This window comes from Aquincola tertiaricarbonis, from assembly GCF_000969605.1.
In the GTDB taxonomy this organism is placed as follows: Bacteria; Pseudomonadota; Gammaproteobacteria; order Burkholderiales; family Burkholderiaceae_C; genus Aquincola; species Aquincola tertiaricarbonis.
The window spans coordinates 33,473-53,899 of record NZ_JZUE01000026.1 but is presented as its reverse complement, the minus strand read 5'-3'; the positions used below and the strand labels follow the sequence as shown (position 1 = coordinate 53,899).

Annotated in this window: 23 protein-coding genes; 9 read left to right on the top strand and 14 right to left on the bottom strand. The window is 69.8% G+C overall.

Features of this window, described 5'->3' with window-relative positions; all coding sequences use genetic code 11:
• The first annotated feature begins 18 nt into the window (after positions 1-18).
• Positions 19-405 carry a translation initiation factor Sui1 gene (locus VO99_RS23125; protein WP_046115306.1) on the top strand — a complete coding sequence of 129 codons (387 nt, stop codon included), beginning with the start codon at positions 19-21 and terminating at the stop codon, positions 403-405.
• Here VO99_RS23125 and VO99_RS23120 read toward each other — a convergent pair.
• A complete protein-coding gene (locus VO99_RS23120; RefSeq protein WP_046115305.1) occupies positions 386-1,345 on the bottom strand; it encodes a LysR family transcriptional regulator in 960 nt (319 codons plus the stop codon). The genes VO99_RS23125 and VO99_RS23120 overlap by 20 nt on opposite strands.
• 85 nt (positions 1,346-1,430) lie before the next feature.
• Between VO99_RS23120 and uraD the strand changes: the two genes are divergently transcribed.
• Together uraD and VO99_RS23110 are read left to right on the top strand one after the other, a co-directional pair.
• A complete protein-coding gene (gene uraD, locus VO99_RS23115; protein WP_046115304.1) occupies positions 1,431-1,955 on the top strand; it encodes a 2-oxo-4-hydroxy-4-carboxy-5-ureidoimidazoline decarboxylase in 525 nt (174 codons plus the stop codon).
• Positions 1,956-2,018: 63 nt separating this feature from the next.
• Positions 2,019-3,017, top strand: coding sequence for a Bug family tripartite tricarboxylate transporter substrate binding protein (locus VO99_RS23110; protein WP_157039725.1), 999 nt, complete (start codon positions 2,019-2,021; stop codon positions 3,015-3,017).
• Positions 3,018-3,044: 27 nt separating this feature from the next.
• Here VO99_RS23110 and VO99_RS23105 read toward each other — a convergent pair whose 3' ends face one another.
• Both VO99_RS23105 and VO99_RS23100 read right to left on the bottom strand, forming a co-directional pair.
• Positions 3,045-3,965, bottom strand: a complete 921-nt coding sequence (locus VO99_RS23105; protein ID WP_046115303.1) for a LysR family transcriptional regulator — start codon at positions 3,963-3,965, stop codon at positions 3,045-3,047.
• Between the two features lie 21 nt (positions 3,966-3,986).
• Entirely contained in the window at positions 3,987-5,729 is a 1,743-nt protein-coding gene (locus VO99_RS23100; RefSeq protein ID WP_198157035.1) for an ExeM/NucH family extracellular endonuclease, read from the bottom strand.
• Between the two features lie 50 nt (positions 5,730-5,779).
• Between VO99_RS23100 and VO99_RS23095 the strand changes: the two genes are divergently transcribed.
• A complete protein-coding gene (locus VO99_RS23095; protein WP_046115302.1) occupies positions 5,780-6,040 on the top strand; it encodes a hypothetical protein in 261 nt (86 codons plus the stop codon).
• A 69-nt stretch (positions 6,041-6,109) separates the two neighbouring features.
• A complete protein-coding gene (locus VO99_RS23090) occupies positions 6,110-6,445 on the top strand; it encodes a hypothetical protein (RefSeq protein ID WP_046115301.1) in 336 nt (111 codons plus the stop codon).
• A 26-nt stretch (positions 6,446-6,471) separates the two neighbouring features.
• Here VO99_RS23090 and tsaD read toward each other — a convergent pair whose 3' ends face one another.
• Positions 6,472-7,506, bottom strand: a complete 1,035-nt coding sequence (tsaD, locus tag VO99_RS23085) for a tRNA (adenosine(37)-N6)-threonylcarbamoyltransferase complex transferase subunit TsaD (protein ID WP_046115300.1) — start codon at positions 7,504-7,506, stop codon at positions 6,472-6,474.
• 57 nt (positions 7,507-7,563) lie between these two features.
• On the opposite strand from tsaD, the gene VO99_RS23080 reads away from it, so the two are divergent.
• From VO99_RS23080 to VO99_RS23065, 4 genes are all read left to right on the top strand, one after another.
• The gene (locus VO99_RS23080; protein WP_046115299.1) at positions 7,564-8,202 is read left to right on the top strand and encodes an ANTAR domain-containing response regulator; all 639 of its coding nucleotides are present in this window, start codon (positions 7,564-7,566) and stop codon (positions 8,200-8,202) included.
• A gap of 229 nt (positions 8,203-8,431) precedes the next feature.
• On the top strand, positions 8,432-9,691 hold the full coding sequence (locus VO99_RS23075; protein ID WP_046115298.1) for a CmpA/NrtA family ABC transporter substrate-binding protein: 1,260 nt from the start codon (positions 8,432-8,434) through the stop codon (positions 9,689-9,691).
• A gap of 20 nt (positions 9,692-9,711) precedes the next feature.
• Positions 9,712-10,590 (top strand): nitrate ABC transporter permease, encoded by an 879-nt coding sequence (gene ntrB, locus VO99_RS23070; protein ID WP_046115297.1) that lies wholly within the window; start codon positions 9,712-9,714, stop codon positions 10,588-10,590.
• A 16-nt stretch (positions 10,591-10,606) separates the two neighbouring features.
• Positions 10,607-11,407, top strand: coding sequence for an ABC transporter ATP-binding protein (locus VO99_RS23065; RefSeq protein WP_046115296.1), 801 nt, complete (start codon positions 10,607-10,609; stop codon positions 11,405-11,407).
• A gap of 217 nt (positions 11,408-11,624) precedes the next feature.
• Here VO99_RS23065 and fdx read toward each other — a convergent pair whose 3' ends face one another.
• From fdx to uvrB, 10 genes are all read right to left on the bottom strand, one after another.
• Positions 11,625-11,963 carry an ISC system 2Fe-2S type ferredoxin gene (fdx, locus tag VO99_RS23060; RefSeq protein WP_046115295.1) on the bottom strand — a complete coding sequence of 113 codons (339 nt, stop codon included), beginning with the start codon at positions 11,961-11,963 and terminating at the stop codon, positions 11,625-11,627.
• A gap of 20 nt (positions 11,964-11,983) precedes the next feature.
• Positions 11,984-13,843 (bottom strand): Fe-S protein assembly chaperone HscA, encoded by a 1,860-nt coding sequence (hscA, locus tag VO99_RS23055; RefSeq protein ID WP_046115294.1) that lies wholly within the window; start codon positions 13,841-13,843, stop codon positions 11,984-11,986.
• 8 nt (positions 13,844-13,851) lie between these two features.
• A complete protein-coding gene (gene hscB / locus VO99_RS23050) occupies positions 13,852-14,379 on the bottom strand; it encodes a Fe-S protein assembly co-chaperone HscB (protein ID WP_046115293.1) in 528 nt (175 codons plus the stop codon).
• 13 nt (positions 14,380-14,392) lie between these two features.
• Positions 14,393-14,875: a GNAT family N-acetyltransferase gene (locus tag VO99_RS23045; RefSeq protein WP_232315481.1), complete on the bottom strand. Its 483-nt coding sequence runs from the start codon at positions 14,873-14,875 to the stop codon at positions 14,393-14,395.
• A 52-nt stretch (positions 14,876-14,927) separates the two neighbouring features.
• On the bottom strand, positions 14,928-15,251 hold the full coding sequence (gene iscA, locus VO99_RS23040; protein ID WP_046115292.1) for an iron-sulfur cluster assembly protein IscA: 324 nt from the start codon (positions 15,249-15,251) through the stop codon (positions 14,928-14,930).
• 9 nt (positions 15,252-15,260) lie between these two features.
• The gene (iscU, locus tag VO99_RS23035; RefSeq protein ID WP_046115291.1) at positions 15,261-15,644 is read right to left on the bottom strand and encodes a Fe-S cluster assembly scaffold IscU; all 384 of its coding nucleotides are present in this window, start codon (positions 15,642-15,644) and stop codon (positions 15,261-15,263) included.
• 19 nt (positions 15,645-15,663) lie between these two features.
• Entirely contained in the window at positions 15,664-16,878 is a 1,215-nt protein-coding gene (locus tag VO99_RS23030) for an IscS subfamily cysteine desulfurase (RefSeq protein ID WP_375136416.1), read from the bottom strand.
• Positions 16,879-16,950: 72 nt separating this feature from the next.
• Positions 16,951-17,484: a Fe-S cluster assembly transcriptional regulator IscR gene (iscR, locus tag VO99_RS23025; protein WP_046115290.1), complete on the bottom strand. Its 534-nt coding sequence runs from the start codon at positions 17,482-17,484 to the stop codon at positions 16,951-16,953.
• Positions 17,485-17,658: 174 nt separating this feature from the next.
• The gene (locus VO99_RS23020; protein ID WP_046115320.1) at positions 17,659-18,147 is read right to left on the bottom strand and encodes a low molecular weight protein-tyrosine-phosphatase; all 489 of its coding nucleotides are present in this window, start codon (positions 18,145-18,147) and stop codon (positions 17,659-17,661) included.
• Positions 18,148-18,234: 87 nt separating this feature from the next.
• Positions 18,235-20,337 (bottom strand): excinuclease ABC subunit UvrB, encoded by a 2,103-nt coding sequence (uvrB, locus tag VO99_RS23015; protein ID WP_046115289.1) that lies wholly within the window; start codon positions 20,335-20,337, stop codon positions 18,235-18,237.
• Positions 20,338-20,427 lie beyond the last annotated feature (90 nt).

Here is a 20,427-nt window from a genome sequence, read left to right as displayed (position 1 = left end):
AGGGCTTAACCTGCTGCCATGAAATCCCGCGCTTCCTCCTCACCGGCCGCCAGCGGCGGCCTGGTCTATTCCACCGACGCCGGCCGGATGTGCCCGCAATGCCGGCAGCCGCTGGCCCGGTGCCAGTGCGCCGCGCTGGCCGCGCAGCAGAAGCTGGCCGCCGCCGACGGCATCCTGCGCGTGGGCCGCGAGACCAAGGGCCGCGGCGGCAAGGCGATGACGATCGTGCGCGGCCTGCCGCTGGAGCCTGCGGCGCTGTCGGCCATGGGCACGCGGCTCAAGACCCTGTGCGGCAGCGGCGGCACCGCGAAGGACGGCGTGATCGAAATCCAGGGCGACCACCGCGACAAGGTCGTCGCCCACCTGCAGGCGGCCGGCTACACCGTCAGGAAAGCGGGCGGCTGAGGCCGCTGGCCGCGGCCACGCGCCGCACTTCCTCCAGGCAGGCCGCGATGCACTCGGCCAGCACCGTGGCCACCGTCTTCACGATCGGCCCCGGCGGCTTGCCGGCGTCGATGGCCACGGCCACCGTCTGCGGCTCGGCGCCCTGGTCGCGCACCGGCACGAAGCACAGCGTGCCGGCAATCAGCTCCGGCGCCGCGTCCAGCTCCGAGGTGAGCGCCACATGCCGGCCCTGGCGCGCCAGCATCTTCACCAGCTGCAGCGAGTTGGTCTCCACCCGCGTGCGGCTGTCGGCGAACAGCCAGTGGTAATGCGCCTCCAGGTAGCGGCGGATCAGCAGCGCCTTGCTCTGCAGCACGATGGGATGGGCGCCCACCTCCTGCAGGCTGACGCTGGGCAGGCCGGCCAGCGCATGCCCCGGCGCCACCACGCAGCCCAGCGGCAGCGTGGCCTGCCACAGCGCCAGCAGCTCGCGCCGCGGGCTGAGGTTGAAGCCGGCCACCACGTCGGCCTGGCCGGCCAGCAGCGCGGCCACCGCCTCGTCGGTGCTGCGGATGTCGATGTCCAGCGAGATGCGCGGATGCTCGGCGCCCAGCCGCTCCACCAGCGCCGGCAGCACGCTGGTGCTGTGGCTGTCCATCGCCACGATGCGCACCCTGCCCTGGAACACGCCCTGCATCTGCCGGATGTCGGCCACCAGCCGGCGTTCGTCATGGCGCCAGCGGCGGGCCAGCGCCACCACCGCATCGCCGGCCGAGGTCAGCCGCATGCCGCGCGGCAGCCGCTCGAACAGCGCCACGCCCAGCTCCTCCTCCAGCTGCAGCACCTGGCGGTTGACTGCCGAGGCGGCCACATGCAGCTCGCGCGCGGCGCCCTGCACCGAGCCGGAGCGGGCCACCTGGTCGATGTAGCGCAGCACGGTGGGCAACAGCGAGTGGCGCACGGCGGCTCCTGCGTACTGATTTGGAGCACGCAGTATTGCCTCGATGCTGATGGACGGCAATGCAGCCGCTGCCTAGCATGCCTGCATGGACCTGCCGCCCACCCTCGCCGAGCTGAACAGCTGCCCGCCGGAACGCTTCCTCACGGTGCTGGGCACCGTGTTCGAGCATGCGCCCTGGGTGGCCGAAGCCGCGCTGCCCGCCCGCCCCTTCCGCAGCGTCGATGCGCTGCATGCGGCCATGATGGCCGTGCTGCAGGCGCTGCCCGAGCCCGCGCTGCTGGCCCTGCTGCGCGGGCACCCGGAACTGGCCGGCAGCGCCGCCCGCGCCGGCACCATGACCGCCGATTCGGCCGACGAGCAGGGCAGCCTGGCGCTGCAGGCGCTGGCCGCCGACGAGGCCGCGCAATGGGATGCGCTCAACACCGCCTACCGCAAGCGTTTCGGCTTCCCCTTCATCCTGTGCATCCGCCGGCACGACCGGGCCAGTGCGCTGCAGGCCTTCCTGCAGCGGTTGCACAACACACGCGACACCGAGCTGCGGCATGCGCTCGACGAGATCGCCGCCATCTCCCGGCTGCGGCTGGCCCAGCGCGTGCATGAAGCCGCCTGAGCGGCCACCCGCACGCCGCCCCTGTTCCTGCCGTCGATCCACCCGCCCGTACCGGAGCCGCCCATGCGCCCTGCCCTGACCCCCTCCTCGCCCCGCGGCCCGCGCCGCGTCCTGTCGCTGCTGGCCGCGCTGGCGCTGGCCGCGGGCGCCAGCGCGGTGCAGGCCGCCTGGCCCGACAAGCCGATCCGCATCGTCGTCACCTTCGCCGCCGGCGGCGCCAGCGACATCGTGGCGCGCGAGATCGCCGGCCCGCTGGGCAAGGCCCTGGGCCAGACGGTGGTGGTGGACAACAAGCCGGGTGCCGGCGGCACCATCGGCGGCGCCGAGGTGGCACGCTCCGCCCCCGATGGCTACACGCTGATGCTGTCGAACAGCACGCCGCTGTCGATCGGCCCCTTCACGCTGGCCAAGCCGCCCTACGACCCGGTCAGGCAGTTCACCCATGTGGCGATGCTGGGCGTGGCGCCGGTGCTGGTGATGGCCAATCCGCAGGCCGGCATGGCCACGCTGAAGGACCTGCCCAAGGCCGTGGCCGCCGCCAAGGGCAACATCAGCTTCGGCAGCGGCGGGCCCGGCTCCATCGGCCAGATCGTCGGCGAGATGATCAAGGTCGACATGAAGCTGGACATGACGCACGTGCCCTACCGCGGCGGCGCGCCGATGACCACCGACCTGATCGCCGGGCAGATCCCGCTGGGCATCGACGTGATCACCGCCTACGTGCCGATGCTCAAGAGCGGGCAGATCAAGGGCCTGGCCGTCACCTCGCGCAGCCGCTCGCCGCTGGCGCCAGAAGTGCCCACGGTGGTGGAGCTGGGCTATGCCGACCTGGTGGCCGACAACTACTTCGGCATCTCCGGCCCCGCCGGGCTGCCGAAGGACGTGACCGACAAGCTGGCCACCGCCCTGGCCGACGTGGCGGCACAGCCGGCCATCGTCAAGCGCTTCGAGGAACTGGGCATCACGCCGATGAAGCTCAACGGCGAAGCCTTCGCGGGCTTCGTGGGCAAGCAGGTGAACGACTGGGCGCCGGCCATCAAGGCCGCCAACCTGAGACCTTGACGCGGCACGCGGTCAGGCGAGCCCAGCTTACCACCCGCCCGCGCCGCGCCGGGTCGGGCGCCTGTCGGCCAGGCCTTCGGCCAGGAAGTCGATGAAGGCACGCGTGCGGGCGGCCAGGTTGTGCTGGGTGGGGTACACCGCATGGATGTCGGCCGAGGGCACCGTCCAGCCCGGCAGCACCTGCTGCAGCCGGCCCGAGCGCAGGTAGGGCGCCGCGTCCCACTCCGAGCGCAGCAGGATGCCGTGGCCGTCCAGCGCCCAGGCCATCGCGGTCTCGCCGTCATTGGTGCTGCAGCGGCCGCGCACCTTCACCGTCTCGCTGCGGCTGCCCTGGCGCAGCTGCCAGCTGCCGAAGGTCTCCTCGTCCTGCCGGATGACGATGCAGCCATGCGCATGCAGCTCGGCCGGTGTGCGCGGCTCGCCCGCCTGCTTCAAGTACAGCGGCGAGGCCACCAGCAGCCGCCGGTTGGGCGCCAGCCGTCGGGCGTTCAGCCGCGCGTCGCGCAGCTCGCCCACGCGCACCATCACGTCGAAGTGGCCCTCGTCGCGGCCGGGCGGCTTGTCGCTCAGCTGCAGCAGCACGTCCACGTCGGCATGCTGCTGCATGAAGCGCGAGACCAGCGGCGCGATGTAGCGCCGGCCGAAGCCCAGCGTGGCATGCACCCGCAGCAGCCCGCGCGGCGTGCCCCGGGCGGCGGCCACCCGCTGCTCCAGCTGCGCCAGCTCGGCGATCAGCCGGCTGCCTTCGGCCACGTAGGCCTCGCCTTCGGCGGTGAGCGCCATGCGGCGCGTGGTGCGGTTGAGCAGCCGCACGCCCAGCCGCCTTTCCAATGCGGCCAGCCGCTTGCTGACGGTGGGCGGCGTGACGCCCAGCTCCTGCGCGCAGGCAGCCAGGCTGCCGCGCTGCGACAGCATCACGAAGAACGCCAGGTCGGACACCGCATCCATCACATACCCTCCTCGCCGCCCTCAGCGCCGGCGGCGCAGGCCGACGATCACCGGATCGTGGTCGGACGACCGGAAGGCATCGGGCCGCCAGGCGTCCGGTGCGCAGCGGCTGCAGCCCGGCGCCCGGCCTTCCAGGTTGTAGTCCAGCAGCGCCGGCTCGTCGGCATTGATGTGCCACACCGCCGCGCCGGCCACCCGCGGCGCCAGCGCCGGCGACGCCAGCGCATGGTCCAGCCGGCCGGCCGCGCCGTCGTGCACATAGGTGTGGGCACCGGGCGCATGCTGCTGCAGCAGGTCCACCAGACCGGCCTGGCGCAGCCGCTGCAGCGGGTCTTCCTGCGCATAGGCATTGAGGTCGCCGATCACCAGCGCCTGCGGCCCCTGCCGCTGCACGAAGCCCGCCAGCGCCCGCGCCTGCGCCACGCGGCGGGCACTGAAGCAGCCCTGGCCGTCCGCCTGGTCGGCGTCGGCGCCCTGGGCATCGCCGCAGCGCTTGCTCTTGAAGTGGTTGACGATCACGGTGAATGGCTCGCCGCCGTCCACCGGCTGGAAGCGCTGGGCCAGGGGCGGGCGGTGGTGCACCGGGTCGGCATCGGTGGCGGGCGCGCCCAGCCGCCGCAGCCGTGCCGGGCGGTACAGCAGCGCCACCTGGATGGCATCGGTGCCGGTGAAGGCGGCCTGGGGAACGGCCGCATAGGTGCCCGCGCCCATCACCGCATTCAGCGCATCGGCCAGGTGCTGCGGCGCCTGCGGGTGGTTCTCGATCTCCATCAGCCCCAGCACGTCGGCACCGATGGCCTGCAGCGCCGCCACCAGCTTGGCCTGCTGTCGGGCCAGTTCCTCGGCGTTGTCGGCACCGCGCTGCGGGTTGGGCCGGGTGAAGTAGTTGAGCAGGTTGAAGCTGGCCACCCGCAGCTCGCCGCCCACGGCCGGCGGCGTGCCCGGGCGCGGCTGCGGACGCTGGAAAACCGGCGGCTGCACCGCCTGCAGCCGCCAGCCCTGCGCACCGCCGGCCTGCAGGCCGATGGGGCCCTGGTCCAGCACGCCCACCACCTCGGCCGTGGTCTCGCCTGCGCGCAGCGTGCCATCGGCATGGAGGAACGGCACCGGCGACGGATGGGTGCTGCTGCGGCCATCGTCCAGCACGATGCGCAGCGCAGCCTGCTGCCGGGCCAGGCGCAGCGCGGCCGGGCCGGGGCGCTGCAGGTCGGTGGGGATCTGCTGGCGGCCGCCGGCCGCGAGCGTGAGCTGGCCGTACCGGCCCAGCAGGTCGTTCCGCAGCACGGTGAGCGGGCCCAGCAGCCGCACCAGCATGCCTTCATGCCGCTCCAGGTCGTGGCCGGCGGGCAGCGGGAGCCGCAAGGCGAGCGGCTCCACCGGCCGCGGGGCCGGACCCAGCAGCTCGATGCCGCTCACCTCGTCCAGCTGCGTGGTGCCGGTGCCCGGCGCTGCGCCGCGCGGCGCCCACTCCACCACCCGGCCGGTGACGCGCACCCGCATGCCAGGCACCAGGCCCTGGCGGGCCCGGGCATGCACCTGCAGGCCTTCGGAGGTGCGGGCATCGCCGTCGCCCACCGGGTCCTGCAGGTGGAAGCTGCCGGCCAGCACCGCCGTCACCACGCCGGTGGTGCTGACCACCTGCCCTTGCAGCGGACTGGCAGCGCCGCTGCCCTGGATGGCCGCGATCGGCCGATCGGCCGCCTGGGCCAGCACGCAGGCCGCGGCCAGGCCCGCTGCCCCAAGCCCGCGCAGCGTCAAGGGCACGTCGATTGCTCCACCCCGCTGCGGGCTGCTTGCCTGCCATCCTGCCCACGATGAAATACGAGATCACACGCAAGGGCCGCCGCATCGAAGGCTACGGTGCGCACAGCGGCTACCGCATCCGCCTGTCCACCACCGAGCCGTTGGCCGGCCAGATGTGGCCGCTGCATGTGGGCGTGCGCGGGTCGGAGAGCGAGGCCGAGGTCAGCGTGCCGCTGCCGCAGATCCAGCTGCGCAGCCTGCAGGAGGCCTTCGACTTCGGCTACGACTGCGCCACGCTGTACATCGACGCCGAGGACCGGCGGCTGCCCTGATTTGCACAAGCGAAACCTGCGGCGCGCCTTGGCGGCGGAACTCGGCCGCCGGCCGGCCCTCACACACCCATGAACACCAAGTTTGCATTCCCCGGCCGCGGCAGCGGCCTCGCCCGAGGCCTGACGCTGGTGCTGGCCGGCTTGATGGCGGTGGCCGGCATGCTGCTGCTGTGGGCCACGCTGTTCGTGGGCGCAGTGGCCTTCTTCGGCTGGTGGGGCTGGCAGAAGCTGCGCGGCCGCCAGCCCACGATCGACCTCGCGGCGGCCTTCGCCCAGCGCCGCGGCGCCGCCTTCGGCCGGCAGCTCCGCCAGGGCGAGGTGGTGGACGTGGAGGTGCGCGAAGTGGACCGAGCAGGCGCCGCCCGCGACACCGCCTCGTTGCACACGCTGGACGGCGGCCGCTGAGCGCGGCCCGCCCGGAATCGCCGGCCTCACTCGACCGACTGCAGCGGCCAGCGCGGCCGCACGTCGAAGGCATAGTCGTGTGACGGCACGGCGCGGCCGGCCTGCAGCCGCATCGCCGCCGCCATCGCGATCATGGCGCCGTTGTCGGTGCACAGGTCCAGCTCCGGGTAGTGCACCCGCACCCGTGCCTTCTGGCAGGCCGCATTCAGCTGGGCGCGCAGCTCGCCGTTGGCGCCCACGCCGCCGGCCACCACCAGCCGGTCCGCGCCTGCCTCGCGCAGCGCGCGCATCGACTTCTTCACCAGCACTTCCACGATGGCGGCCTGGGTGCTGGCGGCCAGGTTGGCCCGGTCCTGCTCGCACACATTGCTGCCCAGCTTGCGCACCTGGGTGAGCACCGCCGTCTTCAGGCCGGCGAAGCTGAAGTCCAGGTTGCCGTTGTGCAGCACCGGCCGCGGCAGCGCGAATGCCGTGGCATCGCCGAAGGCCGCCATGCGCGACAGCGCCGGCCCGCCCGGGTAGCCGAGGCCGAGCAGCTTGGCCGACTTGTCGAAGGCCTCGCCGGCGGCGTCGTCGATGGTCTCGCCCAGCATCTCGTACTCGCCCACGCCGGCCACGTGCATCAGCTGCGTATGCCCGCCGGACACCAGCAGCGCCACGAACGGAAAGCGCGGCGGATCGGCCGACAGGAAGGGCGACAGTAGATGCCCTTCCAGGTGGTGCACGCCCAGCGTCGGCCGGTCGAGCGCGGCGGCCAGCGCACAGGCCACGCCCGCGCCCACCAGCAGCGCGCCGGCCAGGCCGGGGCCGCGGGTGAAGGCCACCAGGTCCACGTCCTTGAAGCCCAGGCCGGCCTCGGCCATCACCTGCCGGGCCAGGGGCAGCACGCGGCGGATGTGGTCGCGCGAGGCCAGTTCCGGCACCACGCCGCCATAGGCCTGGTGCATGTCGATCTGGCTGTGCAACGCATGGGAAAGAAGGCGCGGCACACCGGTGCCTTTGCTCGCGACCAGGGCCACACCGGTCTCGTCGCAGGACGATTCGATGCCGAGTACATTCATGCCGCCCAGTGTAGTCAGCGCCCGTCGGGTGGCGCGAACCTTGCTCGCCAAGCCCCCATGCCGTCGCCGCCCCCGTCGCCCTTGCGCATCGTCATCGTCGCGCCGGAGTCGCTGTCTCCCGAGCCGAACGACGTGGATGCCTGGTGGGAGGCCGAGCGCTCGCGCAGCCTGCGCATCGGCCTGCTGGAGGCGGGCTACAACATCGTGGCGGTGCTGCCGGTGGACGTCTTCCTCCCCGACCGGCTGGCCCAGATCCAGCCCGACATGATCGTGGTGGATGCCGAGAGCCAGGCCCGCGACACGCTGGAGCACGTGGTGATGGCCACGCGCGATGCCCGCCGGCCCATCGTGCTGTTCACCGACGACGAGGACACCACCCATGTGCGCGACGCCATTGCCGCCGGCGTCACCGCCTACGTGGTGGCCGGGCTGGCGTCCGAGCGCATCAAGCCGGTGCTCGACATCGCGCTGGCGCGCTTCGAGCATGAGGAGCGCCTGCGCCAGGACCTGGCCGAAGCCCGCAGCCAGCTCAGCGAGCGCAAGGTGATCGAGCGGGCCAAGGGCATCCTGATGAAGCGCCAGGGCATCCCCGAGGAAGAAGCCTATGCGCGGCTGCGCAAGACGGCGATGGACAAGGGCCTGAAGCTGGCCGACGTGGCCCAGCGCATCGTCGACGTGTCCGACCTGCTTGGCTAGACAAGCAAGCCGCTGCGGCACCAAGCCGGGGCGATTTCGCTGGCACGGCGCTTGCGTTTTGTAGCGCAGCAAGAGGTCAACGGCGATCTCCTGAACACATCGTGGTGCGCCAGCGTTGGCGCGGCACGAGACAAGGACGAAGGCGTCCCCCACACCCCGAGGCGAAGCCCGGGGCCTGTGAGGGACGCCTTTTTGTTTTGCCTTTCAGCCTGTCAGCATCGGGGACCACATGCCAGCCAAGGATCAGATCAACATGGGACGCCGCAACCTCGTCGCCGCCGCCGCAGCCACCACGGCCGCGGGCGTCGTGCCCGGCCTCAACACCGCCGTGTACGCGCAGGGCTCCGACAAGCCCGAGAAGGAGGAAGTGCGCATCGGCTTCATCCCGCTGACCGACTGCGCGTCGGTGGTGATGGCCTCGGTGCTGGGCTTCGACAAGAAGTACGGCGTGAAGATCATCCCCACCAAGGAAGCCTCCTGGGCGGGCGTGCGCGACAAGCTGGTCAACGGCGAGCTGGACATGGCGCATGTGCTGTACGGCCTGATCTACGGCGTGCACCTGGGCGTGGGCATGCCGGGCAACAAGGGCAAGGACATGGCCGTGCTCATGACCCTGAACAACAACGGCCAGGCCATCACGCTGTCGAAGAAGCTGGCCGACAAGGGCGCGGTGGACGGCGCCTCGCTGGCCAAGGCCATGGCGGCGGAAAAGCGCGACTACACCTTCGCGCAGACCTTCCCCACCGGCACCCACGCCATGTGGCTGTACTACTGGATGGCCAGCGTGGGCATCAACCCCATGAAGGACGCCAAGGTCATCACCGTGCCGCCGCCGCAGATGGTGGCCAACATGCGCGTGGGCAACATGGACGGCTACTGCGTGGGCGAGCCCTGGGGCCACCGCGCCATCATGGACGGCATCGGCATCACCGCCGTGACCACGCAGGACATCTGGAAGGACCACCCGGAGAAGGTGCTGGGCACCACCGGCGAGTTCACCAAGAAGTACCCCAACACCACCCGCGCGGTGATGATGGCCGTGCTGGAAGCCAGCCGCTGGATCGACGCCAGCCTGCAGAACAAGCTGAAGATGGCCGAGACCGTGGCCGACAAGAGCTACGTCAACACCAATGTCGACGCGATCAACCAGCGCATCCTGGGCCGCTACCAGGACGGCATGGGCAAGACCTGGGACGACCCCAACCACATGAAGTTCTTCAACGACGGCGCGGTGAACTTCCCGTACCTGTCGGACGGCATGTGGTTCCTCACCCAGCACAAGCGCTGGGGCCTGCTGCGCGAGCACCCGGACTACCTGGGCGTGGCCAAGCAGATCAACCAGGTCGACTTGTATAGGCAAGTGGCCAGCGCGATGAAGATCAGCGTGCCCAAGGACGCCATGCGCAGCAGCAAGCTGATCGACGGCGTGGTGTGGGATGGCAAGGAGCCGGCCAAGTACGCCGACGGCTTCAAGATCAAGGCCGCGTGAGCGGTCACCAAGGAAGCATCATGGTCAGTGCCGTTTTCCATTCGCCTTCGGCGGAAGCCGCTCCTGCGGCGGCCACCCAGCCGCCATCCGCCCCGGCCCGCCCGCCGGCCCCGCCGCGCGCGCCGTTCGACTTCCGCGCGCTGTGGATGACGGTGCTGCCGCCGGTGGTGGGCATCGCCCTGCTGGTGGGCGTGTGGGGCTTGCTCACCCAGGGCAGCACCACCTTTCCCACGCCGCTGGCCACCTTCGAGGCGGCGGTCAAGTTGTTCGCCGACCCGTTCTACAGCAACGGGCCCAACGACCAGGGCATCGGCTGGAACATCCTGTTCTCGCTGGAGCGGGTGGGCGTGGGCTTCGGCCTGGCGGCGCTGGTGGGCATTCCGCTGGGCTTTCTCATCGGCCGCTTCGAGTTCCTCAACCGCATGGTCAACCCGCTGATCAGCCTGCTGCGGCCGGTATCGCCGCTGGCCTGGCTGCCCATCGGCCTGCTGGTGTTCAAGGCCGCCAACCCGGCCGCGATCTGGACCATCTTCATCTGCTCCATCTGGCCGATGGTGATCAACACCGCGGTGGGCGTGCAGCGGGTGCCGCAGGACTACCTGAACGTCGCTCGGGTGCTGGACCTGAGCGAGTGGAAGGTGGTCACCCGCATCCTGTTCCCGGCCGTGCTGCCGTACATGCTCACCGGCGTGCGGCTGTCGGTGGGCACCGCCTGGCTGGTGATCGTCGCGGCCGAGATGCTGACCGGCGGCGTGGGCATCGGCTTCTGGGTGTGGGACGAGTGGAACAACCTCAACGTTCAGCACATCCTGATCGCCATCTTCGTCATCGGCATCGTGGGCCTGCTGCTGGAGCAGCTGCTGATGGCGGTGGCCCGGCGCTTCTCCTTCGACCACTGACACCGGAGCCATCGCCATGACCGCATTCATCCAGGTGGAACAGGCCGAGATGGTCTTCGACACCCGCAAGGGCCGCTTCCACGCGCTGCGCGACATCAACCTGCAGGTCGCCCAGGGCGAGTTCATCACGCTGATCGGCCATTCCGGTTGCGGCAAGAGCACGCTGCTGAACCTGATCGCCGGGCTGACCAAGCCCAGCGCCGGCGCGCTGATCTGCGACGGCCGCGAGATCGCCGCGCCGGGTCCGGAACGCGCGGTGGTGTTCCAGAACCATTCGCTGCTGCCCTGGCTCACCTGCCAGGAGAACGTGCACCTGGGCGTGGAGCGGGTGTTCGGCGGCCGCGAGACCAAGGCGCAGCTGCAGGCCCGTGCCCAGGCGGCGCTGGAACTGGTGGGCATGGCCCACGCCACGGCCAAGCGCCCGCACGAGATCAGCGGCGGCATGAAGCAGCGCGTGGGCATCGCCCGTGCGCTGGCCATGGAGCCCAAGGTGCTGCTGATGGACGAGCCCTTCGGCGCGCTGGACGCGCTGACCCGCGCCCACCTGCAGGACGAGCTGCTGAAGATCGTGGCGCGCACCCGCAGCACCGTGGTGATGGTGACGCACGACGTGGACGAGGCGGTGCTGCTGTCCGACCGCATCGTGATGATGACCAACGGCCCGGCCGCCACCATCGGCGAGATCCTGTCCATCGCCCTGCCGCGCCCGCGCGACCGGGTGGCGCTGGCCGAGAACGCGGAATACGTGCACTACCGCAAGCAGGTGCTGGACTTCCTGTACACGCGGCACGGCCACGTCGAGAAGGCTGCGGCCTGATAACCGCGTCGCCTGCGCAAGTCCCCGATCCCTTGCTGGTTGGGGCACACAACGCTGGCACGCACGTTGCTTTCGGGTAGGTCGACACCTCGCGGTGTCTGTCTATCTCCTCAGCAGGGCACAGGAGCCCGTTTTGTCCAACCTCCCGCTCACCCGGGAGGTTTTTTTTCGCCCCGTGGCGGGGCGAGGCCGCACCCACTTTAGTGCGGCACGCCGCTCAATGCTTCTCGCGCGCGTGGTTGATCGTGTACTTCGGGATCTCGATCGTCACGTCGGTGGCCGCCAGGATGGCCTGGCAGGACAGGCGCGACTGCGGCTCCAGGCCCCAGGCGCGGTCCAGCAGGTCTTCCTCGCTCTCGTCGGGCTCGCCGAGCGAGGCATAGCCTTCACGCACCACCACGTGGCAGGTGGTGCAGGCGCAACTCATCTCGCAGGCGTGCTCGATCTCGATGCCGTTTTCCAGCAGCGCCTCGCACACCGAGGTGCCCGCGGGCGCCTCGATGGCGCGGCCTTCGGGGCAGAGTTCGGCGTGCGGCAGGATCTTGATGACGGGCATGGCGGTGGCGGTCTCGTTCTTCAGACGTCGTCGATGTTGCGGCCCGCCAGCGCCTGGCGGATGCCGCGGTTCATGCGCATGGCCGCAAAGGCTTCGGTGCCCTGGGCCAGCGCTTCCACGGCGGCGTCGATGTCGTGGTGGTGGTCCTGCGTGGCGATGTCGCGCACACGCTGCATCAGGTGCTCGATCTCGGTGCGCTCGGCGCCGCTCAGCAGGTCGCCATCGGCGTCCAGCGCCGAGCGGGTGGCCAGCAGCATGCGGTCGGCCTCCACCCGCGATTCGCGCAGCGCGCGGGCGGCCATGTCGGTCTCGGCCTGCGCGAAGCCTTCGCTGAGCATGCGGGCGATGTCGTCGTCGGCCAGGCCGTAGCTGGGCTTGACGACGATGGCGGCTTCCACGCCCGAGTGCATCTCCTTGGCAGAGACGTTCAGCAGCCCGTCCGCATCCACCTCGAAGGTGACGCGGATGCGCGCCGCGCCAGCCACCATCGGCGGTATGCCGCGCAGCTCGAAGCGCGCCAGCGAGCGGCAGTCGCTCACCAGTTCGCGCTCGCCCTGCACCACATGGATGGCCATGGCGGTCTGGCCGTCCTGGTAGGTGGTGAACTCCTGCGCCTTGGCAGTCGGGATGGTGCTGTTGCGCTCGATCACGCGCTCCACCAGGCCGCCCATGGTTTCCAGGCCCAGGGACAGCGGGATCACGTCCAGCAGCAGGATCTCGCCGTCCGGCGCATTGCCGGCCAGCTGGTTGGCCTGCAGCGCCGCGCCGATGGCCACCACTTCGTCGGGATTGACGTTGGTCAGCGGCTCGCGGCCGAAGGCCTCGGCCACCGCCGCACGCACCGACGGCATGCGGGTGGAGCCGCCCACCAGCACCACGCCCTGCACTTCGTCGCGCTGCACCCGGGCATCGCGCAGCACGCGCTTGACCGAGGCCAGCGTGCGGTCGATCAGCGGCCGGGTGAGCACGTCGAACTGCGCGCGGCTGACCTCCACCGCCAGCGGGCCGTCGGCCAGCGTGGCAGACAGCGTGGCCTGCGGCGCGTCGGTCAGGCGCTCCTTCGCGGCGCGGGCGGCCACCAGCAGCGCCCGCTTGTCCTGCGCGCTGGCAGCGCTGCGGCCGGCCTGCTGCAGCGCCCAGTCGGCCAGGGCGCCGTCGAAGTCGTCGCCGCCCAGGGCCGCATCGCCGCCGGTGGCCACCACCTCGAACACACCGCGCGCCAGGCGCAGCAGCGAGATGTCGAAGGTGCCGCCGCCCAGGTCGTACACCGCGTACAGGCCTTCGCTGCCGTTGTCCAGGCCGTAGGCCACGGCGGCAGCAGTGGGCTCGTTGATGAGCCGCAGCACGTTCAGGCCGGCCAGCTGCGCCGCGTCCTTGGTGGCCTGGCGCTGGGCATCGTCGAAGTAGGCCGGCACGGTGATTACCGCGCCGAAGATCTCGTCGGCGTCGAAGGTGTCTTCCGCGCGCTGGCGCAGCGTGGCCAGGATCTCGGCCGACACCTCCACCGGCGACTTGATGCCGGCACGCGTCTCGAGGGCCACCATGCCCGGCTGGTCGACGAAGCGGTACGGCAGCTTGGCATGGCCCTCGATGTCGGACAGCGACCGGCCCATGAAGCGCTTGACGGAGACGATGGTGTTCTCCGGGTCCTCGGCCTGTGCGGCCAGCGCGGCGGCGCCGATCTGGCGGCCGTTGCCTTCGAGGTAGCGCACCGCTGAAGGCAGGATCGCGCGGCCCTGGCCGTCGGGCAGGCACTCGGCCACGCCGTGGCGCACGGCGGCCACCAGCGAATGCGTGGTGCCGAGGTCGATGCCCACTGCGATGCGACGCTGGTGGGGGTCGGGCGCCTGGCCCGGTTCGGAGATCTGGAGCAATGCCATAAGTGTTCTTATTGTCCCAAGCCGTCCAGGCGGCGGTCGATGTCATCACGAAAGCGCGCGACGAACATGAGGGCTCTGACCCGCTGCGCGGCCTGCTTCGCAGCCGCCGCGTCGGCGTTCTCGGCCAGCAGCGTGTCGAGCTCGGCGATCAATGCCGCTTCGGCCTGCCGCACCTCGGCGTCCAGCGCCTCCACCGAAGCCACGTCGCGTGCGTCGTCCAGCGCTTCGCGCCACTCCATCTGCTGCATCAGGAAGGCCGCGGGCATGGCCGTGTTGTTCTCGGCCTCGATCGGCGCGCCGCGCAGCTCGCACAGGTAGGCGGCGCGCTGCAGCGGCTGCTTCAGCCGGCCATAGGCCTCGTTCACCCGCACCGACCACTGCATCGCCACGCGCTGCGCCGCGCCGCCCTCGGCGGCGAAGCGGTCGGGATGCACCTGGCCCTGCAGCCGGCGCCAGCGCTGGTCCAGGTCGGCCCGGTCGAGCGCAAAGCGCTGCGGCAGGCCGAACAGCGTGAAGTCGTCGTCGCCCAGGTTCATGCCGCCCTGCCCATCAGTTCACCCGCTTTCCGTAGAACACGCTCAGGCCATTGTCGGGATAGCCGCCGAACGGGCCGCGCCGCACATAGCCGCAGCGCTCGTACAGCCGCACCGCGGCATGCTGGTCGCTGCCGGTCTCGAGCAGCGCCTGCCCGATGCCCTCGGCCACCAGCACGTCTTCCAGCGCCTGCAGCAAGCGCTCGGCAAGCCGCCGGCCACGCAGTTCCGGATCCACGTACATGCGCTTGATCTCGCCATACGGCGCGCCCGCGGTCTCGGGCTCCGCCGGCATGCGACGCACTGCGCCGCAGCCCACGATGCGATCGCCCTGCCAGGCCGCCAGGAAGTGCACCTCCGGCGCCAGCAAGGCCTGCACGTCGAGGATGTGGTTGTCCTCCGGGGCATACAGGCTGGCCAGGTAGTCGTCCAGCGCGGCCAGCAGCGCCACCACCTGCGGATGGTCGGGGCGTGTGGGGCGGATGTGGATGTCGTTCACGGTCAAAAAAAAGCGCGGCCGATGACAGCCGCGCGCTCGTGGAAGCCAGGTATCAGACGCGGAACGACTCGCCACAGCCGCATCGATCCTTCTCGCGCGGGTTGTGGAACTTGAAGCCTTCGTTCAGGCCTTCGCGCACGAAGTCGAGTTCGGTGCCATCGATGTACGGCAGGCTCTTCGGGTCGATCAGCACCTTGACGCCATGGCCTTCGAAGACGATGTCTTCCGGCGCCATGTCGTCCGCGTACTCCAGCTTGTAGGCCAGGCCCGAGCAGCCGGTGGTCTTGACGCCGAGCCGCACGCCCACGCCCTTGCCGCGTCGGGCCAGGTACTTGGTGACGTGCCGCGCGGCGGCTTCGGTCAGCGTGACAGCCATCGTGCGCCCTTACTGCACTTTCTTGCGGTAGTCCTCGACGGCGGCCTTGATCGCGTCTTCCGCCAGGATCGAGCAGTGGATCTTCACCGGCGGCAGCGCCAGCTCCTGCGCGATCTGGGTGTTCTTGATCGACATCGCCTCGTCCAGCGACTTGCCCTTCACCCATTCGGTGACCAGCGAGCTGGAAGCGATGGCCGAGCCGCAGCCGTAGGTCTTGAACTTGGCGTCCTCGATCAGGCCGGTGGCGGGGTTGACCTTGATCTGCAGCTTCATCACGTCGCCGCAGGCCGGGGCGCCCACCATGCCGGTGCCCACGGTGTCGTCACCCTTGTCGAAGCCGCCGACGTTGCGGGGGTTCTCGTAGTGGTCGATGACCTTTTCGCTGTATGCCATGTCGGTTCTCCTCAGGTTCTCAATGTGCGGACCACTGGATGGTGCTCAGGTCCACACCGTCCTTGAACATTTCCCACAGGGGGGACAGCTCGCGCAGCTTGGCCACGCGGTCCTTCAGCGTGGCCACCGCGTAGTCGATCTCTTCCTGCGTGGTGAAGCGGCCGATCGTCATGCGCAGGCTCGAGTGCGCCAGCTCGTCGCTGCGGCCGAGGGCGCGCAGCACGTAGCTGGGTTCCAGGCTGGCCGAGGTGCAGGCCGAGCCGGAGCTCACCGCCAGGCCCTTGACGCCCATGATCAGCGACTCGCCCTCCACGAAGTTGAACGAGATGTTCACGTTGTGGGGCACGCGCTTTTCGGCGTGGCCGTTCAGGAAGGTCTGCTCGATGTCCTTCAGGCCGTTGATCAGCCGCTGCTGCAGCATGCGGATGCGTTCGTTCTCGGCACCCATCTCCTCGCGGGCAATGCGGTAGGCCTCGCCCATGCCGACGATCTGGTGGGTGGGCAGCGTGCCCGAGCGCATGCCGCGCTCATGGCCGCCACCGTGCATCTGTGCCTCGATGCGCACCCGCGGCTTGCGGCGTACGTACAGCGCGCCGATGCCCTTGGGGCCGTAGGTCTTGTGCGAGGCCAGGCTCATCAGGTCGATGGGCAGGTTGGCCAGGTCGATCTGGATCTTGCCGGTGGCCTGCGCCGCATCGACGTGGAAGATGATGCCCTTCTCCCGGCACAGGTTGCCGATGGCCGGGATGTCCTGGATGACGCCGATCTCGTTGTTGACGTACATCACCGAGACCAGGATGGTGTCGGGCCGCAGCGCGGCCTTGAACTTCTCCAGGTCCAGCATGCCGTCTTCCTCGACGTCGAGGTAGGTGGCGTCGAAGCCCTGGCGCTCCAGCTCGCGCACGGTGTCGAGCACGGCCTTGTGCTCGGTCTTCACCGTGATGATGTGCTTGCCACGGGTCTTGTAGAAGTTGGCCGCGCCCTTGAGCGCCAGATTGATCGACTCGGTGGCGCCCGAGGTCCACACGATCTCGCGCGGATCGGCACCCACCAGATCGGCCACCTGCTGGCGCGCCTTCTCGACCGCCTCTTCCGCTTCCCAGCCCCAGGCATGGCTGCGCGACGCCGGATTGCCGAAGTGCTCGCGCAGCCAGGGCACCATCGCGTCGACGACGCGCGGGTCGCACGGCGTCGTCGCGCCGTAGTCCATGTAGATCGGGAAATGCGGGGTCATGTCCATGGCGGGATGCTGGGCGGCCACCGCTTGCGCGGCAGGCCTGCCGGTTGGATCGTTGAAGTTGCTGGCTTACTTGGAGAAGGCGGAGCCGAGGGCGAACACCGAGTTCGGCGCCGTGACCTTGATCGGCTTGACCACCGGCACGCTGGAGATCGCGCGCTTGACCGGCGCTTCCTCGATCGACACGCCCTTGGCGATCTGGTCCTCGACCAGCTTCTTCAAGGTGATGGAGTCGAGGAATTCGATCATCTTGGTGTTCAGGCTGGCCCACAGGTCGTGGGTCATGCAGCGGCCCGAGTCGTCGCCCATGCAGTTCTCCTTGCCCGCGCAGCCGGTGGCGTCGATCGGCTCGTCCACCGCGACGATGATGTCGGCGACGGTGATCTCGTCGGACTTGCGGCCGAGCGAATAACCGCCGCCCGGGCCGCGGGTGCTCTCGACCAGCTCATGGCGGCGCAGCTTGCCGAACAGCTGCTCGAGGTAGGACAGCGAGATCTGCTGGCGCTGGCTGATGGCCGCGAGTGCCACCGGGCCGTTGTTCGACCGCAGGGCCAGATCGATCATCGCGGTGACGGCAAAACGGCCTTTGGTGGTGAGACGCATGGATGACTCCTGTTGCTTCGGAAAACCTGCCGGCCGGGCTATCCGCCGGGCTGGGGGGCCTGACCTGGGATAACCCTCGACTGATTCCGAGTGGGTTACTCAAGTATATCGTAAGTTGAGTGTTTCGGTCGAGATTGCGGGCCGAAGTTCCGCAGGCGCCGTGCGCCCGCCGCGTCAGTTGCTGACGGGCGCCGCTTCCAGCCGCTGGCGGATGTGGGCCACCACGCCGTCGCAGCCGTGCTCGATGAGGTCGAGCACATGCTCGAAGCCGCCGGCCGGCCCGTAGTACGGATCGGGCACCCGGCCGTCGCCGCGCGGGCGCTGCGGGTCCGTGGCGTGCTCCAGCAACAGCACCAGTTCGGCGGTGGCGTCCTGCGGGCGCAGGCGGCGCAGGTCACGCAGGTTCTCATCGTCCATCGCCAGGATGAGGTCGAAGCGGTGGAAGTCCTCGACCGTCACCTGCCGGGCACGCAGCGCCGACAGGCTGTAGCCGCGTTGCTGCGCATGCTTGACCGCCCGGGCATCCGGCTTCTGCCCCGCGTGGTAACCGCTGGTGCCGGCCGAATCCACCTGCACCACGTCGCCCAGGCCGGCGGCCGCCAGCTTGGCGCGCAGCACGCCCTCGGCGGTGGGCGAGCGGCAGATGTTGCCCAGGCACACCATCAGCACCCGGTAGCGCACCGCGGCTTCATCGCGGCCGCGCTGGCCGAGCAATGCCTTGGCAAAGCGGATGACCATGCCGCGGCGCCCTCAGCCCTTGCCCACCAGCGGGATCACGTTGGTGTCGTGCCCCGCCGCGCCGAAGGCCTGCTCGCGCAGCACCGCCAGCTGGTCGCGCACCCGCGCCGCCTTCTCGAACTCGAGATTGCGGGCGTGTTCCAGCATCTGCTTTTCCAGCAGCTTGATGCGCTTGCCCAAGTCCTTCTCGCTCATCGCCTCCACCTCGGCGGCGGCCTGCGCATTCTTCAGGTCGTCCTTGGCGGTCTTGTCGCTGACCACGCCGTCGATCAGCTCGCGCACCTTCTTGTTCAGGCTGCGCGGCGTGATGCCCATCGCCAGGTTGTGCGCGATCTGCTTGGCCCGGCGACGCTCGGTCTCGTCGATCGCCTTGCGCATCGATTCGGTGATGCGGTCGGCGTAAAGGATGGCGCGGCCATTGAGGTTGCGCGCCGCCCGGCCGATGGTCTGGATCAGGCTGCGCTCGGCCCGCAGAAAACCTTCCTTGTCGGCGTCCAGGATGGCCACCAGCGACACCTCGGGAATGTCCAGGCCTTCGCGCAGCAGGTTGATGCCCACCAGCACGTCGAACACGCCCAGCCGCAGGTCGCGCAGGATCTCCACCCGCTCCACCGTGTCGATGTCGGAGTGCATGTAGCGCACCTTGACGCCGTTGTCGCTCAGGTAGTCGGTCAGCTGCTCGGCCATGCGCTTGGTCAGCGTGGTGATGAGCACCCGCTCGCCGATCACCACGCGGTCGCGGATCTCCTGCAGCACGTCGTCCACCTGCTGCTGCGCGGGCCGCACTTCCACCACCGGGTCGATCAGGCCGGTGGGGCGCACCAGCTGCTCCACCACCTGGCCGGCATGCTGCTGCTCGTAGGCCGCGGGCGTGGCCGAGACGAACACCGCCTGCCGCACCTTGCGCTCGAACTCGTCGAACTTCAGCGGCCGGTTGTCCATCGCGCTGGGCAGGCGGAAGCCGTAGTCCACCAGCGTGCTCTTGCGGGCGCGGTCGCCGTTGTACATGCCGCCGAACTGGCCAATCAGCACATGCGACTCGTCGAAGAACATCACCGCGTCCTTGGGCATGTAGTCCACCAGCGTGGGCGGCGGATCGCCCGGCGCGGCGCCCGACAGGTGGCGCGTGTAGTTCTCGATGCCCTTGCAGTGGCCCACCTCGGTGAGCATCTCCAGGTCGAAGCGGGTGCGCTGCTCCAGCCGCTGCGCCTCCACCAGCTTGCCCGCCTTGACCAGCTCGTCCAGCCGCCAGCGCAGCTCTTCCTTGATGCCCTCGATGGCGCGCAGCACGCTCTCGCGCGGCGTCACGTAGTGGCTCGACGGGTAGATGACGAAGCGCGGGATCTTCTGGCGGATGGCGCCGGTCAGCGGGTCGAACAGCGACAGCGACTCGATCTCGTCGTCGAACAGCTCCAGCCGGATCGCCAGCTCGGAGTGCTCGGCCGGGAACACATCGATGCGGTCGCCGCGCACGCGGAAGCTGCCGCGCGAGAAGTCGGTCTCGTTGCGCTTGTACTGCATGCGGATCAGCTGCGCGATGGCGTCGCGCTGGCCGATCTTGTCGCCCACCCGCACGATGAAGCGCATCTGCGTGTAGTCCTCGGGCTTGCCGATGCCGTAGATGGCGCTCACGCTGGCCACGATCACCACGTCGCGCCGCTCCAGCACGCTCTTGGTGGCACTCAGGCGCATCTGCTCGATGTGCTCGTTGATCGAGCTGTCCTTCTCGATGAACAGGTCGCGCTGAGGCACGTAGGCCTCGGGCTGGTAGTAGTCGTAATAGCTGACGAAGTACTCCACCGCGTTCTTCGGGAAGAACTCGCGGAACTCGGAGTACAACTGTGCCGCCAGCGTCTTGTTGGGCGCGAACACGATGGCCGGGCGGCCCAGCCGCGCGATCACGTTGGCCATCGTGAAGGTCTTGCCCGAGCCGGTGACCCCGAGCAGGGTCTGGAACGCCAGGCCGTCGTTCACGCCTTCGACCAGCTGCTCGATCGCCTTCGGCTGGTCGCCGGCCGGCGGATACGGCTGGAAGAGCTGGAAAGGGGAGCCGGGATAACTGATGAACTCACCCGCCGCCGGGGTGGAGGCTTCGGTTTCCGCCAATGCGGTCATGGGCCATCTCCTAAAATGCCGGGTGCGGTACACGCCACACGGCCAACCCTGCAGGGTACAGCAGCAAGGCTTCGCACGATGCAGCCCGAA

Bases quoted from the DNA above. Each gene is read 5' to 3' on its own strand.
- uvrB (WP_046115289.1), bottom strand. From the start codon at position 20,337: ATGACCGCATTGGCGGAAACCGAAGCCTCCACCCCGGCGGCGGGTGAG.
- VO99_RS23110 (WP_157039725.1), top strand. From the start codon at position 2,019: ATGCGCCCTGCCCTGACCCCCTCCTCGCCCCGCGGCCCGCGCCGCGTC.
- VO99_RS23030 (WP_375136416.1), bottom strand. From the start codon at position 16,878: ATGACCCCGCATTTCCCGATCTACATGGACTACGGCGCGACGACGCCG.
- VO99_RS23125 (WP_046115306.1), top strand. From the start codon at position 19: ATGAAATCCCGCGCTTCCTCCTCACCGGCCGCCAGCGGCGGCCTGGTC.
- fdx (WP_046115295.1), bottom strand. From the start codon at position 11,963: ATGCCCGTCATCAAGATCCTGCCGCACGCCGAACTCTGCCCCGAAGGC.
- VO99_RS23090 (WP_046115301.1), top strand. From the start codon at position 6,110: ATGAACACCAAGTTTGCATTCCCCGGCCGCGGCAGCGGCCTCGCCCGA.
- iscU (WP_046115291.1), bottom strand. From the start codon at position 15,644: ATGGCATACAGCGAAAAGGTCATCGACCACTACGAGAACCCCCGCAAC.
- iscR (WP_046115290.1), bottom strand. From the start codon at position 17,484: ATGCGTCTCACCACCAAAGGCCGTTTTGCCGTCACCGCGATGATCGAT.
- VO99_RS23080 (WP_046115299.1), top strand. From the start codon at position 7,564: ATGCCGTCGCCGCCCCCGTCGCCCTTGCGCATCGTCATCGTCGCGCCG.
- hscA (WP_046115294.1), bottom strand. From the start codon at position 13,843: ATGGCATTGCTCCAGATCTCCGAACCGGGCCAGGCGCCCGACCCCCAC.
- tsaD (WP_046115300.1), bottom strand. From the start codon at position 7,506: ATGAATGTACTCGGCATCGAATCGTCCTGCGACGAGACCGGTGTGGCC.
- VO99_RS23020 (WP_046115320.1), bottom strand. From the start codon at position 18,147: ATGGTGTGCCTGGGCAACATCTGCCGCTCGCCCACCGCCGAGGGCGTG.
- hscB (WP_046115293.1), bottom strand. From the start codon at position 14,379: ATGAACCTGGGCGACGACGACTTCACGCTGTTCGGCCTGCCGCAGCGC.
- VO99_RS23095 (WP_046115302.1), top strand. From the start codon at position 5,780: ATGAAATACGAGATCACACGCAAGGGCCGCCGCATCGAAGGCTACGGT.
- VO99_RS23065 (WP_046115296.1), top strand. From the start codon at position 10,607: ATGACCGCATTCATCCAGGTGGAACAGGCCGAGATGGTCTTCGACACC.
- iscA (WP_046115292.1), bottom strand. From the start codon at position 15,251: ATGGCTGTCACGCTGACCGAAGCCGCCGCGCGGCACGTCACCAAGTAC.
- uraD (WP_046115304.1), top strand. From the start codon at position 1,431: ATGGACCTGCCGCCCACCCTCGCCGAGCTGAACAGCTGCCCGCCGGAA.
- VO99_RS23075 (WP_046115298.1), top strand. From the start codon at position 8,432: ATGCCAGCCAAGGATCAGATCAACATGGGACGCCGCAACCTCGTCGCC.
- ntrB (WP_046115297.1), top strand. From the start codon at position 9,712: ATGGTCAGTGCCGTTTTCCATTCGCCTTCGGCGGAAGCCGCTCCTGCG.
- VO99_RS23105 (WP_046115303.1), bottom strand. From the start codon at position 3,965: ATGGATGCGGTGTCCGACCTGGCGTTCTTCGTGATGCTGTCGCAGCGC.